The organism is Flavobacterium nitratireducens (genome assembly GCF_029625335.1).
Taxonomy (GTDB): Bacteria; Bacteroidota; Bacteroidia; order Flavobacteriales; family Flavobacteriaceae; genus Flavobacterium; species Flavobacterium nitratireducens.
The window spans coordinates 714,215-730,792 of sequence record NZ_CP121111.1; the positions used below are offsets into that span (position 1 = coordinate 714,215).

14 protein-coding genes and 1 pseudogene are annotated in these 16,578 nt (G+C 31.7%); 12 read left to right on the plus strand and 3 right to left on the minus strand.

What is annotated here, in order from left to right:
- Positions 1-136: 136 nt before the first annotated feature.
- Positions 137-1,468 (minus strand): inorganic phosphate transporter, encoded by a 1,332-nt coding sequence (locus tag P5P90_RS03310; RefSeq protein WP_278035797.1) that lies wholly within the window; start codon positions 1,466-1,468, stop codon positions 137-139.
- Positions 1,469-1,496: 28 nt separating this feature from the next.
- The gene (locus tag P5P90_RS03315; RefSeq protein ID WP_278035798.1) at positions 1,497-2,141 is read right to left on the minus strand and encodes a DUF47 domain-containing protein; all 645 of its coding nucleotides are present in this window, start codon (positions 2,139-2,141) and stop codon (positions 1,497-1,499) included.
- A 625-nt stretch (positions 2,142-2,766) separates the two neighbouring features.
- Here P5P90_RS03315 and thrA point away from each other — a divergent pair.
- The 8 genes and pseudogenes from thrA (at position 2,767) to P5P90_RS03355 (ending at position 13,030) form a co-directional block, all read left to right on the plus strand.
- Complete coding sequence (gene thrA / locus P5P90_RS03320; RefSeq protein ID WP_278035799.1) at positions 2,767-5,214, plus strand: bifunctional aspartate kinase/homoserine dehydrogenase I; 2,448 nt, start codon at positions 2,767-2,769, stop codon at positions 5,212-5,214.
- Positions 5,215-5,306: 92 nt separating this feature from the next.
- Entirely contained in the window at positions 5,307-6,227 is a 921-nt protein-coding gene (locus P5P90_RS03325) for a homoserine kinase (protein ID WP_278036472.1), read from the plus strand.
- A gap of 111 nt (positions 6,228-6,338) precedes the next feature.
- Positions 6,339-7,628 (plus strand): threonine synthase, encoded by a 1,290-nt coding sequence (gene thrC, locus P5P90_RS03330; protein WP_278035800.1) that lies wholly within the window; start codon positions 6,339-6,341, stop codon positions 7,626-7,628.
- Positions 7,629-7,996: 368 nt separating this feature from the next.
- The gene (locus P5P90_RS03335; RefSeq protein WP_278035801.1) at positions 7,997-8,362 is read left to right on the plus strand and encodes a hypothetical protein; all 366 of its coding nucleotides are present in this window, start codon (positions 7,997-7,999) and stop codon (positions 8,360-8,362) included.
- Between the two features lie 376 nt (positions 8,363-8,738).
- Positions 8,739-10,112: pseudogene (locus tag P5P90_RS03340) on the plus strand (IS3 family transposase).
- A gap of 327 nt (positions 10,113-10,439) precedes the next feature.
- A complete protein-coding gene (locus tag P5P90_RS03345; RefSeq protein ID WP_278035802.1) occupies positions 10,440-11,138 on the plus strand; it encodes an 8-oxoguanine DNA glycosylase OGG fold protein in 699 nt (232 codons plus the stop codon).
- Positions 11,119-11,604: a hypothetical protein gene (locus P5P90_RS03350; RefSeq protein WP_278035803.1), complete on the plus strand. Its 486-nt coding sequence runs from the start codon at positions 11,119-11,121 to the stop codon at positions 11,602-11,604. Before P5P90_RS03345 ends, P5P90_RS03350 begins: the two co-directional genes overlap by 20 nt.
- 34 nt (positions 11,605-11,638) lie before the next feature.
- The gene (locus P5P90_RS03355; protein WP_278035804.1) at positions 11,639-13,030 is read left to right on the plus strand and encodes a hypothetical protein; all 1,392 of its coding nucleotides are present in this window, start codon (positions 11,639-11,641) and stop codon (positions 13,028-13,030) included.
- Between the two features lie 62 nt (positions 13,031-13,092).
- Here P5P90_RS03355 and P5P90_RS03360 read toward each other — a convergent pair whose 3' ends face one another.
- Positions 13,093-13,470 carry a hypothetical protein gene (locus tag P5P90_RS03360; protein ID WP_278035805.1) on the minus strand — a complete coding sequence of 126 codons (378 nt, stop codon included), beginning with the start codon at positions 13,468-13,470 and terminating at the stop codon, positions 13,093-13,095.
- 85 nt (positions 13,471-13,555) lie between these two features.
- On the opposite strand from P5P90_RS03360, the gene P5P90_RS03365 reads away from it, so the two are divergent.
- The 4 genes from P5P90_RS03365 (at position 13,556) to P5P90_RS03380 (ending at position 16,503) form a co-directional block, all read left to right on the plus strand.
- Positions 13,556-14,017, plus strand: coding sequence for an HAD family hydrolase (locus P5P90_RS03365; protein ID WP_278035806.1), 462 nt, complete (start codon positions 13,556-13,558; stop codon positions 14,015-14,017).
- Positions 14,014-14,664, plus strand: coding sequence for a hypothetical protein (locus P5P90_RS03370; protein WP_278035807.1), 651 nt, complete (start codon positions 14,014-14,016; stop codon positions 14,662-14,664). Before P5P90_RS03365 ends, P5P90_RS03370 begins: the two co-directional genes overlap by 4 nt.
- A gap of 15 nt (positions 14,665-14,679) precedes the next feature.
- Positions 14,680-15,300 carry a hypothetical protein gene (locus tag P5P90_RS03375; protein WP_278035808.1) on the plus strand — a complete coding sequence of 207 codons (621 nt, stop codon included), beginning with the start codon at positions 14,680-14,682 and terminating at the stop codon, positions 15,298-15,300.
- Between the two features lie 28 nt (positions 15,301-15,328).
- A protein-coding gene (locus P5P90_RS03380) for an IS3 family transposase (protein ID WP_278034111.1) occupies positions 15,329-16,503 on the plus strand; the annotation gives its coding sequence in 2 pieces (ribosomal slippage) (positions 15,329-15,596 and positions 15,596-16,503; 1,176 coding nt in all).
- Positions 16,504-16,578: the final 75 nt, after the last annotated feature.

A 16,578-nucleotide genomic window follows, 5' to 3' on the forward strand; every position in this document is an offset into this window, starting at 1 on the left:
AGTTAAGTAAGTTAATAACAAAAGAACTTGATTTATTCAGGTTCTTTTTTTTATGTCTTTATGTTTCAAATTTTAACAAAAAAACCTCAAATAACGAAAGGTCATTTGAGGTTTTTCTAAATATTGAACTATTATTCTATATAAAAATAGTCAATATATAATAAAATAAAGCAGCTAATAACGCCGAAATTGGAATCGTTAAAATCCAAGCCCAAATCAAGCTTACCGTAACACCCCAACGAACAGCAGACACACGCTTAGTCAATCCAACTCCAATGATTGATCCTGTAATTGTATGGGTTGTACTTACTGGAATTTTTAAATGCTCTGTAAAATATAAAGTCAAAGCTCCAGCTGTTTCTGCCGCTACCCCTTCAAATGAAGTCACTTTAGTGATTTTAGACCCCATGGTTTTGACAATTTTCCAACCACCACTTAATGTCCCCACAGCAATTGCCGAATAACAAGCTAATGGAATCCAACCAGGCATTTGTCCTTTTATCCCTTTATCTTCATTAGGCAAGACCACATCGAGCCATGAATCCATATGAACTCCAGGATTAGTATGGATATATACCGCAACTGCTGCTGCAATAATACCCATTACTTTTTGAGAATCATTTCCTCCGTGCCCTAAGCTAAATGCAGCAGAAGACAATAATTGCATTTTCTTTAAAGCTGCTTCTGCCTGATGTAAATTTAAACTACTAAATATCAAACAAAAACCACTTACAGTCAATACAATAAAACCAACTAAAAGCCATTTAATATTATGGGAATCAAACGCAACACTCCAAAAATGAGAATCAAAACGAGGCTTTTCTATTTCCTCATAAGAAACCATTTGGTGGCTTACAAACCAAATCGTAGCAAGCATCAAAGCCACAGTAAAAATTTTAGGACCAATACTTTTTCGAGAAGCATTTAACAACCAAATCGATATCAAATAAGATGCTAAAGCTCCTAACAATGGCGCTAAAACAATAAAAGCAATGATAATTATTACACCTGAAGGCATACCTCCATCTTTACCAGCCTTATACCAACTTACGATTTGATACCAATAATGAGTTTCTCCATCTTCTCCTATATAACCTGAAAAACCGTGAACAGCAATAGCATGAGCAATAGCCGCTCCAGCAAATCCTCCAATTAATGTATGAGAAGAACTCGATGGAATACCTAACCACCAGGTTAGTAAATTCCAACAAATTGCAGCAATAACACCAGCTAAAATTACAACGAGATTAATCTCCATTGTATGCGCCGTTTTTGCCACTGTATCCGCCACTCCAAAACCAAAAACCCAATAGGCAAGGAAATTAAAAAAAGCAGCCCAAACAACCGCCTGAAACGGAGTCAATACTTTGGTAGCAACTACTGTTGCAATAGCATTAGCCGCATCATGAAAACCATTAATGTAATCAAAAATTAGCGCTAAAACTATAATTGTGATAAGTAAAGTCATACCTTATTACTTCAAAGAATAAATTAAATTAAGAATGTTTAACCGCAATCGATTCTAAAACACTAGCTACACTTTTACATTTATCAGTAGCCGATTCTAGGATAGACAATACTTCTTTGTATTTAATAATGCTTTTTGCATCTGTTTCATTCTCAAAAATTTCAAATACCGCTTTGTTATAAACGTTATCTGATTTGTTTTCTAACTTCGAAATTTTAGCACAGGCCGCTTTAATTTTGTGTGCATTTTTAAAATCTCTCAATTCTTTTACGGCAATTTCAATATTTTGACAAGCCTCAAGATTAATTTCTGTCAATTTACGAATCGATTTTGTAATCTTGTCTACTTGATACAAACGCATAATACTTGAAGCACCGTGCAAACGGTCGGCAACATTATCAATAGAAGTAACTAGAGAGTGAATATCCTCACGATCAAAAGGCGTAATAAAGTTTTTACTCAACTCTAAATTCGTTTGACGTGTAATATCCTCACCTCTTTGTTCTAATTCGTCAATTTTATGAAAAAGCACTTCTCTTTCTTTCAATGGAAGATTAACTGCTTCATGTAAATTAGAAGCTAATTCAATTAAATTACTAGAAGCCTCTTCAAAAAGTGGAAAGAATTTTTTATCCTTCGGTACTAAAAATTGGAAAATACGGTTTATCGACATTGTTTTACTTAATTTTTTAGACAGCAAAAATACTTTTTTTATTTGATGATAAAGTTATTTTAAAAATAATGCTTCTTTTTAGCGCTATTTTTTATATCAAAACCCTTTTTCTCTAACCAAAAAACCGCTTTCAATACCTTAACAAAGTATTAGAACCAAAAAATAAGAAAATTCTATACAAAAAACAAACCACTCCAAAACCGATTGCTAATAGAATTTCAAAATACCTTTTGAATAAACTTCCAGTCGGACAGAACATAATAAAAATATTTGCAAAACTTTACAACTAAAAGAAAGAATATCGTAAAAATTTAAGGCAATCATTCGGATTAAAATCAGCAAATAGTCTATATTTGCTCTTTTTTTAATTTTTTCACAAAAACCATCAAAAGCTTTTTGCTTTTTATAAAAAACTGTATTTTTGGGAACTCTTATGAAAAACAACAGAACTACATATTATTCTCTTACAAGCAGTCCTATTTGGGTTGCTATTTCTGTTACAACTACTACTACCCCTTAGGGGTATTCAATAATTACATATAATCAATAACCGTAGATGCTTTTTTCATTAGAAGTAAGTTCTTGGGTGTATATAAAACATTGCTTTTAAAATAAAACATACAAAATGAAAGTATTAAAATTTGGTGGAACTTCGGTAGCCAATGCAAAAAATATAAAACTAGTTCTTGATATTGTTCTTAACAAAGCTAAAAATGATAAACTAGTAGTAGTCGTTTCAGCACTAAGCAAAGTAACTGATTTGCTACAACTAGCTGCTTCTAAAGCAGCCTTGAACGATGAAACCTACAAAGATATCGTTGCTGAAATTGAGAAAAAACACTTAGACGCTCTAAAAGAATTAATTCCTGTAAGCGAACAAAGTAGTTCTTTAAGTCACATTAAAAGAATCGTTAACCACTTAGAAACAATCTTGGACGGTTGTTCCCTTCTAGGTGAATTATCGGCTAGAACATCAGATACAATTTTAAGTTTTGGAGAATTACTTTCCTCTTATATTATTGCCGAAGCACTAAAACAAAACCTAAAAAACAGTGGCTACAAAGACAGCCGTGAATTAATCAAAACCAATAATAATTATGGTAAGGCGGCAGTAAACTTTGAAGTTACTAATGCTTTAACTACTGCATTTTTCAATTCAAATGACGCACAAGTAACCATTATGCCTGGTTTTATCGCTTCTTCTTTGGATGATATCAATACTACTTTAGGACGTGGTGGTTCTGATTATACTGCTGCAATAATTGCTGGTGCCTTAGATGCAAGCGAATTAGAAATTTGGACAGACGTTAACGGAATGTTTACAGCTAATCCAAAAATTGTAAAACAAGCCAGACCTATTGCTACTATTTCGTACCAAGAAGCAATGGAGTTATCGCATTTTGGTGCCAAAGTTTTATATCCACCAACTATCCAACCTGTTTTAAGAAAAAACATTCCTATTCATATCAAAAATACTTTTGAACCAGAGGCCGAAGGAACTTATATTTCAAATATTTCAACTCCAAACGGAAGTCCGGTAAGAGGAATTAGTCATATTGATAATATTACATTGATTACTCTTGAAGGTCCAGGAATGATTGGTGTTTCAGGTTCTTCTAAAAGACTATTCGAAGTATTGTCACAAGAAGGAATCAATGTTATTTTTATCACTCAAGCTTCTTCAGAACATTCTATTTGTATTGGTATCTTGAATAGTGATGCTGATGTGGCAGAATCGGCAATTAACAGCGCATTTGAAATCGAAATTGCGCAAAACAAAATCGAGCCTTGCATCGTGGAGAAAAACTTATGCATCATTGCATTAGTGGGTGAAAACATGAAAAACCACCAAGGTCTAAGCGGAAGAATGTTTAGTACTTTGGGAAAAAATAACGTAAACATCCGTGCGATTGCTCAGGGTGCTTCGGAAAGAAATATTTCGGCTGTAATTAACGAAAGAGACGTTAAAAAAGCATTGAACACTTTGCACGAAAATTTCTTTGAAGAAAACACCAAACAGCTGAACTTATTCGTAATGGGTGTGGGTAATGTAGGTGAAAAATTCATCGAGCAAATCCACCAACAAAAGAAATTCTTAAAAGAAAATCTAAAAATCAACGTTCGTGTCATTGCTTTATCCAATTCCAGAAAAATGCATTTTGACGATGACGGAATTGATTTGGATTCTTGGAAAGCCACTCTTGAAAACGGAGAAGCGGCCAACAAGGAATTGTTTATCGAAAAAGTAACTTCATTAAACTTGCGTAATTCTATTTTTGTAGATATTACTGCCAATGCAGATGTTGCGGCGATCTATGAGCGCTTCTTAAAACAAAGTGTAGGCGTGGTAACTTGTAACAAAATTGCTTGTGCTTCGGCATACGATAATTACAAAAACCTGAAAAAATTATCAAGACAATACAATGCTCCTTTCTTATTTGAAACAAACGTGGGAGCTGGATTGCCAATTATCGATACGGTAAAAAACCTAATCGCTTCAGGTGATAAAGTACACAAAATCCAAGCAGTTTTATCAGGAAGTCTGAACTTTATCTTTAACAATTTTGACGAAAATTATTCGTTCCATGATGTGGTTAAAGAAGCTGGAGTACAAGGATTTACAGAGCCTGATCCGAAAATTGACTTGAGCGGAATTGACGTAGCGCGTAAAATCCTGATTTTAATTCGCGAAAGCGGTTATAAAATGGAAATTGAAGATATTGAAAACCAATCTTTCTTACCTGCTGCTTGTATGGCAACAACCAATAACGAAGATTTCTTCAAATCGTTGATTGAATACAACAGCCATTTTGAAGGAATTTTGGCGGAAGCCAAAGCAAAAGACAGCCGCTTAAAATTTGTAGCTCAATTTGAAAATGGAAAAGCCAGCGTAGGATTGCAATTTATACCAAAAGACCATCCTTTCTATAACCTAGAAGGAAAAGACAATATTGTATTATTCTATACGGATCGTTACGTAGACCAACCGTTATTAATCAAAGGAGCTGGTGCGGGAGCAGCGGTTACCGCTTCGGGAATTTTTGCCGATGTAATTAGAATAGGAAACGTATAATGTAGTTTAAAGTTTTCTTTGCTTAAAGTTGAAAGTTGTCACACAAACAACATAAACCTTAAACATGAAACCTTAACATGAAACAAAAATATATGAATGAAGTAAAAGTATTTTGCCCTGCAACCATTGCCAACCTGTCCTGTGGATTTGACGTACTAGGATTGTGTTTGGACAATGTAGGTGACGAAATGATTGTTCGCAAATCGGCTGAAAAAGGTGTTCGCATCACTAAAATTGAAGGAGCTAATTTACCTTTGGAAGCAGAGAAAAACGTGGCTGGTGTGGCTTTATTAGCGATGCTTGAAGAAGTAGATGCCGAATTTGGATTCGAAATTGAAATTTACAAACACATCAAAGCCGGAAGCGGAATTGGTAGTAGTGCGGCCAGTTCGGCTGGAGCTGTTTTTGGTGCCAATGAATTATTAGGTAATCCATTTACCCGAAAAGAATTGGTAAAGTTTGCGATGCAAGGTGAAAAATTAGCTTCAGGAAATGCCCATGCCGATAATGTGGCTCCTGCCCTTTTGGGTGGATTTACCTTAGTAAGAAGTTCGAATCCTTTGGACATTATCAAAATTGACAGTCCAAACGAATTGTACGCTACCGTAATTCATCCCCAAATTGAATTAAAAACGTCAGATGCGCGTTCCGTTTTAAAACAAAACGTTTCCTTAAAAAGCGCCATTACGCAATGGGGAAATGTAGGCGGATTAGTAGCGGGATTATACACTCAGGATTACGATTTAATCGGGCGTTCTTTGCACGACGAAATCGTAGAACCTTTACGTAGCGTATTAATTCCTGGTTTTGATTTAATCAAACAATCAGCTTATGAAAACGGTGCTTTAGGTTCAGGGATATCCGGTTCAGGACCTTCTATTTTTGCTTTAAGCAGAGGAAAAGACGCAGCCGAAAAAATTGCCAAAGGAATGTGTGCCGTTTACGACGAAATCAATTTACCATACGAAATCCATGTATGTAAAGTGAATGACACAGGAATGAGAGTGATTTAAAGTTAGAAGGCAGAAATTAGAATTTAGAAAATTATTTAAGATTTTAGATTAACTATTTCAGATCTAAAAAATCAAAAATCGTTACTCTTCAATCAGAAATCAAAAATCATAATGAAGTATTACAGTTTAAACCATAACGCCCCAAAAGTATCTTTTCAGGAAGCCGTAATTCAGGGATTAGCTTCTGATAGAGGTTTGTATTTCCCCGAAAATATTACCCCTCTTCCACAATCTTTTTTTGATAACATCGAAAATTTAAGTCACGAAGAAATTGCTTTCGAGGCGATCCAACAATTTGTAGGCGACGAAATCCCAGCCGAAACTTTAAAACAAATCATAGCTGAAACTTTATGCTTTGATTTCCCCGTAGTTCCTGTAGAAAAAGACATCTATTCACTAGAATTATTCCACGGGCCAACAATGGCTTTCAAAGACGTGGGAGCGCGTTTTATGTCACGTTGTTTAGGATATTTTAACCGTGAGAAAAAAGACAATACCAATACCGTTTTGGTTGCTACTTCGGGAGATACCGGAGGAGCTGTTGCTAGTGGTTTTCTTGGTGTTCAAGGCGTTGAAGTAGTTATTTTATACCCTTCCGGAAAAGTGAGCGACATTCAGGAAAAACAATTAACGACTCTGGGGCAAAACATCAAAGCCTTAGAAGTAGACGGTGTTTTTGACGATTGTCAGGATATGGTTAAAAAAGCGTTCTTAGACGAAACTTTGGCGCACAAAAACCTAACCTCGGCCAACTCGATTAACATTGCGCGTTGGTTGCCGCAAATGTTTTATTTCTTCTTTGCTTACAAGGCGTTGAAGTCACAAAACCGCCCATTGGTTTTCTCTTGTCCAAGTGGTAACTTCGGGAACATTTGTGCTGGTATTATTGCTAAGAAAATGGGATTAAACATCGACCATTTTGTAGCTGCTACAAACGTAAACGATACAGTACCGAGATTCCTTGTAAATGGAGTGTACGATCCTAAACCTTCTATTGCTACGATTTCTAACGCTATGGACGTAGGAAACCCAAGTAACTTTATTCGTATTCAGGAAATGTATGGCAACGATTTAGAACAGTTCAAAAAAGACTTTTCTTCGTATACCTACACTGACGACGAAACCTTGGCAGCCATGAAAAAAATCTACAACACCGATGGTTACATTGCCGAGCCACACGGAGCTGTAGGTTATTTAGGCTTGAAAAAAGAATTGGAAAACTACCCTAACGCAATTGGTGTTTTCTTAGAAACCGCCCACCCTATCAAGTTCCTAGACGTGGTAGAACCAGCCTTAAACGTGACTTTGCCAATCCCAACACAAATTGAAAGCGTACTCAACAAAGAAAAAGTAAGCACAAAAATTAAAACCTACGACGAATTGAAAGCCTTTTTAGGATAAACATTCGCAACAATACTTTTAAAAACGACTAGGATTTATTTCTGGTCGTTTTTTTTGGGCGTGCCCTCGTTGGACCACTATTGTGCAAAAAAGACACTCAGTGCAGCAACGAGGTCAGGCTGTCCGTTCCCGCTTCCCGAAAAAAATCGGGAGAGCTCCACTTCCATCCTTCACGCGGACAGTGCTCCTTTTAAAATTTGTCATTGAAATTGATATTGATATTGCCCTATTATTTGTTTGTAAGAAAAAAAACAATATATTTAAAAACAAATATTGTGTGCCAGTTATCACATATATCCATCCAAAATTAGGAGGCTTTGTCAAACATATAAACTATTCATCAGCAATTTTTAATCTCGCTTTTTTAAATGAAATACAGCTTTATAATGCCAATATTGATATTTTTTGTGTCGTGCAAAAATACTGAACCGAAAATTGAACCAAAAAAAATAATAGGAAGTTGGAAAATGCAAGATGTTGTTGATCAAACTGGGCAAAACGTAACAGAAAAAACGACATTTTATAAAGATAGTATGGTATTTGAAATGTTTGCTAATAAAAAGTTAATCGAAAGATTATGCCGAAAATATGAATTTGATACTATTTCAAATGTCGTTCATTATAATTTCGGAACACAAACGGTAGATTTACAAATCCTAAAGCTAACGGAATTAGAAATGGAAGTTCTATTATATACAAATAAGAAACGAATAAGATTCATTAGAACCGAGTAAAAGAACAGCTTATAAGAGCCGTAGCTGTTCAACAACCTCTACTAAAAACATAAAATAAGACCTCTTTTAAAGCGATTTAAAGGAGGTTTATTTTTTAGTCATAGTCCAAAAATCTAAAATTAGAATGAGTTACAATCGAGTATTTGAAAGTGTAAAACATTTACAAAAGCATCGATAAACCGAACCAGATTATCTTCTGTAATTTTATCTTCTAAACTACTGAGCTGTAATTGCTAGCGAGAAATTCCTTGGATATGTTGCATATATAAAAATACGATTTTTCGCTCCAAAAAAGAAATTGTAAATCGTCAGCAAAAAGTGGACTGATTTAGTTCATAACTAAGAGAGTATTTTCAAAATCCTTAAATTTGATATTATGAGAACACCCAAGAAAAAAACAGCAGAGAATTTCATCAAAGACATTCGTAAAAACACGAAGAAACTTAAGTTCTGAACAAAAAATTCAGATTGTTATGGAAGCTTTACGAGCAGAAATGTCAGTTGCAGAATTGTGTCGTAAGTATACCATTAATGAATCTCAGTTTTATAAGTGGAACAAAGAATTTTTGGAAGCAGGTAAAAAGCGTTTAGCCGGCGATGTAACAAGAGAAGCTACGAGTGATGAAGTAGCAGAGCTCAAGAAAGAAAATCAGACTTTAAAAGTAATGATTGCCGATTTAGTTTTACGCTACGATATTGTTAAAAAAAGCTTGGACATGCTGGATTAACTGAAAAGTTTAAGAAATATATGCGACTTACAGTATCCGAAAAACAAGAAATCATTCACATGGTTACTCGTTCAGAAATCGGTGTGAATCGAACACTTCGGGAGATTGGAATCAACAAGAGTACCTTTTACAATTGGTATCATGCTTACAGCGAAAAAGGAATAGAAGGATTAATTCCAACCAAAAGAGCAGCAAACAGGCAATGGAACAGCATTCCACAAGAGCAGAAGAATTTAGTTGTAAAATTAGCTTTAGACTATCCTGATTTATCTTCCCGAGAATTAGCCTACAAAATTACTGATGAACAACAGATTTTCATATCCGAATCCAGTGTTTACCGCATCTTGAAGGCAAGAGGATTAATTACTGCTCCAGCTCATATTTTTCTGAGTGCTGGAAATGAATTTACGGATAAAACAGGCTTTGTTCATCAAATGTGGCAAACGGATTTTACCTATTTTAAAATCTTAGGATGGGGATGGTATTATCTAAGTACGGTTTTGGACGATTACAGCCGATATATTGTGCACTGGGAACTTTGCTCAAACATGAAAGCTGATGATGTAAAACGAACAGTTGACACAGCAATTAAAAAAGCAAAATTAATTACAAAACAAAAGCCAAAACTCTTGTCTGACAATGGTTCGTGTTACATTGCAGGCGAATTAAAATCCTATTTAAAAAACAATTATCAAATGCAACAAGTACATGGTAGACCCAATCATCCGCAAACACAAGGAAAAATTGAACGTTATCACAGAACCATGAAAAACGTTGTGAAACTTGATAATTACTTCGCACCAGAAGAATTAGAAGCTGCTTTAGAAAAGTTTGTTTATCGTTACAATAACGAAAGATATCATGAATCATTGAACAACTTAACCCCAGCAGACGTATATTTTGGAAGAGGTGAATTGATTTTAAGAGAACGAGAACGATTAAAGAAAATAGCAATTATTAACCGTAGAAATGAGTACCAAAAAATAAAATTAACAACAAATCAAAAAAACATTTATCTTTGAATTATTAACTAAATACTCTCTTAAGAAAAGTTCACTTTAGTTTGAATACGTACAATAATTATCTTGATTTAAACAGTTTAAATTTAAAAAAGGCATTAGGGAACCAACAAATATCTTTACGTGGGTGGAATTATATTGAAAAGGAAAATGTAGGTTACGTATTTGATTCAATCCAAAAAGAGAACCCAGACAACTCTAAACTTCAGCAAATTAAATTAAGATGTCTTAGATAGATGTTCAAAAAAAATGAAAAATCAATTACTATTTCGCCAAATTTTGGCTAAGTATAATTTTATATTTGTATTATAATTCTAAATCTTAACTTCTATGAATGATGTTCACTTAAAATATTTAATTCAAATTGGTAATAATGATCAAGGTTATGTTGGCAATAACTCTTTAAATTGGGGAATATCTGTTTTAGGTAAAGACACAAATTTAGATCCTTTTTTAAATAGACAATTTAATAGATATGAATTATTTGATTATTGCCAAAATCAAAACAACGATAATTTAAATATTCTAATAGCAATTTTATCTTGGGGTGGTATGAGACGTGACCATGGTAGAAGACTTTTTGAAAATGAGAATGTTATACTTGAAATAGTTGGTAAATTACGTAATGGAAACTTTGAAACAAGAAAACAGGCTTTTGATGTTTTTCGAAATGAAAGAAAAAAGAAAATATTACCTGGACTTGGAATAGGTTATTTCACTAAACTTATTTGTTTTTTATCTCCCAATTTAAACGGATATATAATGGATCAATGGGTTGCGAAATCTATTAATTTACTTGCAGGCTACCATATTGTGGATATAACGAATAATAATTGGGTAAATGATAATAATGATTCCAGTACTTATGAAACATTTTGTCAACATATTGACAATCTTGCTGAAATATTGGAATGTTCTGGCTTTGAAGCTGAAAAACGAATTTTTTCTGTCGGTAGAAAAAAAGGAAAATGGCGAAATTATTTAATTCAAAATTACACTACAAAAAAATATGGGATTACTATACGATAATTGTCAAAGATGCGGTCATTTGCTTTCTAAATATTCAATTACTTATTGTGATAGATGTTTAATTGAAATTGAAAAAGAAAGAATTGAAAGAACAAATAAAAGAGAAGAGGTCTATGATAAAATGAGAAAAAATGGAATGTCTGAAGATGAAATTGAAGAGGTAGACAACACTATTAATTCATATTTTATATTTTTTATATTTTATCCTATTTTATTTTCTATTTTTTTTCCCAGCGAAATAGAAAAATTAAATGTTAATTTTAATAAATATATAATTGGATTTATTGTGTGGCTATTCATACAAATAATATTTTTTATTATTACAAAATTAAATAGGTATGATAGCAATATAATCAAAAATGGTTCGACAGAATTTCAACGAAAATACCTTGAACTTAATAGAGAAATTATGAATCCAATATTAATTTTCATGTTTATAAAAGCTCTTTTTATATTATTTAGATAATATTTTATAAAATCATAACACCTAAATCATTACTATGCATCCAGAAATTGATAAATTAATAAACATGGCTCTTTCAGATGGTCATGTTACTGATAAAGAAAGAGAAATTATTTTGCGTAAAGCTGAAAAACTTGGACTAGATGTTGATGAGTTAGAAATGTATTTGGAAAATGAAATTGGAAAAATAAGTCTTGATTTACAAACATTAGATAATAATTTCCCATCAAGTAAAAAAGATGAATCGATAAAGAAGGATTCTGCTATAAAAAATAAATTTATTGATTTTAACGATTATAATTTATTCGGATTTATTGAAGAGTTTAATAATAGACTAGAGTATATTGACCAAAACATTTCTAATGATTTTTTAAAATATACTAATAACGAAGTTGTCGACTTTATCTCTAACAATGATTTATCAAAAAGTGAAGGAACAAAATATTTTGGATACATTAGTTTATATGATTTAAAACAAGAATTGTTAAAAAAAGGTGGGTTGTTTTCAAAACAATCTGAAATTTATCAATACAAAAATGAGATAAATTCTTTGCTAAACATAAGTGGTAATAGGTTTCTAAAAATGTACTACATTGAAGCTTATGGACAAATAGAATACTTAATGATAACTAAACTTGGTTTTTGGAATTGTATAGGTGATAAATGTAAAACTGTTTTATATAGCGAAACTAAAATAATGGAATTAAATCCTATTCCAATTTCTTCATATGTAAATCAACTATTCCATAATTTTTTCAAAACTAATTTTAATTTTTCTTCAATTCTTTCGAATGGCAAAATTAATTTAGATTTTAACTCATCTGTAGATTATTTGAATTTTTGGGTTAATACTCAAAATGAAAAATATATTTCAGATTTAATTAAATTAAATAATCACATAAAATTATTAATTGAAAATTTCAATCAAGAAATAGATACTTTAATAACCAATAAAGAGGTAGAATTCTCAAAAATTGGTTATAGTGATTTCATTGAAGAAAAGTGGCGCACTAATAAATATAACTTTTATTATATAATTGATGTTTTTAATAATTTCCTTCAAAATATCAAACATATACTATTTCTTGTTTCATATAGAAATGAAATGATATCATGTATTGAGAATGGTTCAATTACTATGTATATGAACTTAAAAAATATATTAGAAGAAAAAGGCATATACTTAACTTTATTTGAAAAAACTCAAATAAAATCTTTAGACTCTATTAATCTGCAATTACAGCAATTAAACCAAACATTAACAAACGGATTTGAATTAATATATAGTGGTATCAATACTTTAAATGATACAATTGATACTGGTCAAAAAAATATAGTAAATGAAATGAAGACATCGGCTATAATAAATTCCATTCAAACGTATCAATTATATAAGATAAATAAAAGTTTGAAGCCTAATAAAAAATAATACATACTTTATAACTTGTGAATCAAAAATAAATTGATTTGAATTCTCATAAATTAAATGATTTATTTCATAATCGTTAAAAACACCTTTTTAATCCTTTTATCCAAACAATTACAATAGGTTTTACCGTTATATGTAAATACATTTAAAATTATATATAGTTCATTTTCATAACCCACTTTACAAAAACTACTATCAATAGCTAATGAATTAGATTGTAACACATTTTCATTTTCACATCTATAACCCAAATTGCGTTTATATTCTAAATCAAACCCTAATTCTTCTTTAATTTGTTTTAAATCACGCTCTAATGTTTTATAGGAAATGATAGTGTTATATTCTCTCAAATATGCCATTATTTCTTTTTTGCTGCGAAAATCAATAGAGATAAAATCAACAATTCTTTGTAATCTTGAAATTCCTTCTATAAAAGCCATTGTACTTTTTTTATACAAATATATTTTATAGTTAGACATAATTTGTCTAATTGATAAATAATTTTACACTTATAATTTTTACTAAATGAAACGACTTATTCTGCTGGATTTAGATCATACCTTAATATACGGTTCGTATGCACCGACAGAAAGCGCAAAAAAAATATTTCAATTTAATCCGTACTTATCTGTTTATGAACGTCCATTAGCGAACGAATTGATAAAATTATGTCAAAGTAAAGCTGATATAATTATTTATACTACAGCATTAAAAACTTATGCAACCAAAATTAGTAAATCACTAAATATTAATCCTATTCAAATCTTGAGTAGAAAAAATTGTTTAAGAGCTAATGAACAATATAAAAAAGTGATTGAACCCAGTTGGCTTAATACATATGAAACAATTATAGTAATTGATGATAGCCCTAATGTTTGGAACAATACATCTGAATCCATTCATTTTTTAGTTCCTACAGAATTTAGAGGAAGTTCTAATGATACAAATCTGTCTCAAATAATTAATAAATTAAATTCAATAGTATGAGAATAGTACCTTTTTTAATAAGTTTATTTTTCTTGTATTCTTGTTCTGAGGAAACGTTAAAATCTGAAGTTTGCCTAAATGGAGATTGTCAAGCAGATTTTTGGATTGACTTTCAAGGACATCCAGGTACATATAAAGACCCTAATGGTATATGGCATATCAAACATGCGGGACTTAACTATTTTACTGTAAAAGGGAGTGTTTCTACTTTAGATCCAAATTATGTTATTAATAATGTACCGTTAGTTGTTACATCATTTGATTCTAACTTTTTCTATATACCAGGAAATATTATTTGGACTTACCCAGTATATTCTTATTTAGGATTATGGAATAGTAATCAAATGAACACACCGATCCCTATAGGAACTAAAACCTATACTTTTCCTTCTCTAGTTAACGCAAAAATTGCTACTATAAATAACTTAGCAGGATATTCTATACAACCGAATACCGACTGGTATGCTAATCAATCTGTACTCCAAAGTTATTTTGCAACTTATAGTAAATACACTTATACTCCTCAACAATCAATGGTGTTTTTTCCAGATTTTATTGGGAAAGAGGCAACAATATACATTGAAGTTGCTTTTGGAGAAGGAGAATCAACTATAAAAAAAGAACTTAAAATTGTTTTTGAACAATAATATTAAATACCAAACATGAAAGTACTAACAAAGACTCGTTTCAAACTTGGATTAGAATGTCCAAATAAATTGTACTATACTGGTAAAATCAACGAATATGCTAATCCAAAAAGTAAGGATCCATTTTTAATTGCATTAGCTGATGGTGGCTTTCAAGTTGAAGAACTTGCAAGATTACATTATCCTGAAGGTATTTTAATTGAAGATAAAAAAGATGATAAAAATTACGATTATTTAGATAAAGTACAGCAAACTAATGAGCTTTTAAAACTTGAAAATGTGGTCATTTTCGAAGCTGCATTTATCTATGAAAATTTATTCATTAGGGTAGATATTATAGAAAAAATAGGGAATAAAATTAACTTGATTGAGGTTAAAGCTAAATCATTTAAAAAAGGGGAAGATGATATTAAATTTGATTCATCTTGGAAGTTCTATTTATTTGATATTGCTTTTCAAAAATATGTTATTGAAAAATCAAATCCTGAATATATAGTAACACCATTTTTAATGTTGGCAGATAAAAACAAGACTACAACTATAGATAAATTAAATCAATTGTTTAGGATATCTAAAAAATCTAATAATAGAACTGGAGTTATAAAGAATGGACGTGCTAACTTAGCCATCACATAAAGTTAAGAAATAATCTTAATTTTAACCTATGAAACAAGTCCGCAAAATTTATGACAAAGCTTTTAAAGAAAAAGCCGTTCAATTGAGTTATGAGAGAACAAATGTATCAGAACTCGCCAGAGAGTTGGGAATCACAGCACCACAGTTGTATAAATGGCGTAAAGAGTTCGAGGAATTTGGAGAAGGAAGTTTTCCTGGGAAAGGAAATTTAAAACTCACTCCCGAGCAAGAAAAAATTCACGAACTAGAGAAAAGACTCAAAGATGCCGAGTTAGAACGTGATATATTAAAAAAAGCAATCGGCATTTTTTCCAAGAGCGGTCGATGATTTATAGTTTCATAAAAAGCAATGAACAACTATTCCCGATCGAAAAAATGTGCAAAGTTCTAAAAGTGAGCAGCGGAAGTTATTACCGATGGAAAAAACAAGCAGTCACAGCAAGACAACAACTAAAAATTGCCATAAAAGAACAGATAACATTGATTTATTTTGGAGCCAAACAAAGATATGGAAGTCCTAGAATAACATTGGAACTGCAGTATTTAGGTTATAAAGTTTCACGAATTACAGTTGCAAAATATATGAAAGAACTTGGCTTACGAAGCAAATTAAGCAAGAAGTTCAAAGTTACAACCAACTCAAATCATAATTATTTAGTTGTCGAAAATGTATTAAACAGAGAGTTTATTGTAAAAATGCCTTCAAAAGTTTGGGTTTCGGATATTACATATATCCAAACTAAAGAGGGTTTTGTATACCTGACCACTATTATGGATTTATACGACAGAAAAATTATCGGTTGGAGTTTGAGTGACGGAATGAGTACAGAAGAAACTACGCTTGGAGCTTGGAAAATGGCGGTTAAAAACCGAGATATTGATCAAGGTTTGATTTTTCATTCTGACAGAGGTGTTCAATATGCCAGTAAAAAGTTTGTAAATGTTCTTGATTCCTATAAAAAAATAACCCGCAGTATGAGTCGTAAAGGAAATTGCTGGGATAATGCTGTGGCGGAAAGCTTCTTCAAATCTTTGAAAACGGAATTAATTTATGGGAACAAACTGATTTCTAAAGAACAGATGAAACTGGAAATCTTTGAATATATTGAAATTTGGTACAACAGAAAAAGGAGACATTCCACTTTGAATTATGCAACTATTGAAGAATTTAACAATCAAATTAATTACAAAAATGTAGCTTAACTTAATGTGCCGTTTTTGTTTGCATATCCAGAAAATAGATTCACTTAAGAACCCTGATCAAGAATCTATCTTGTC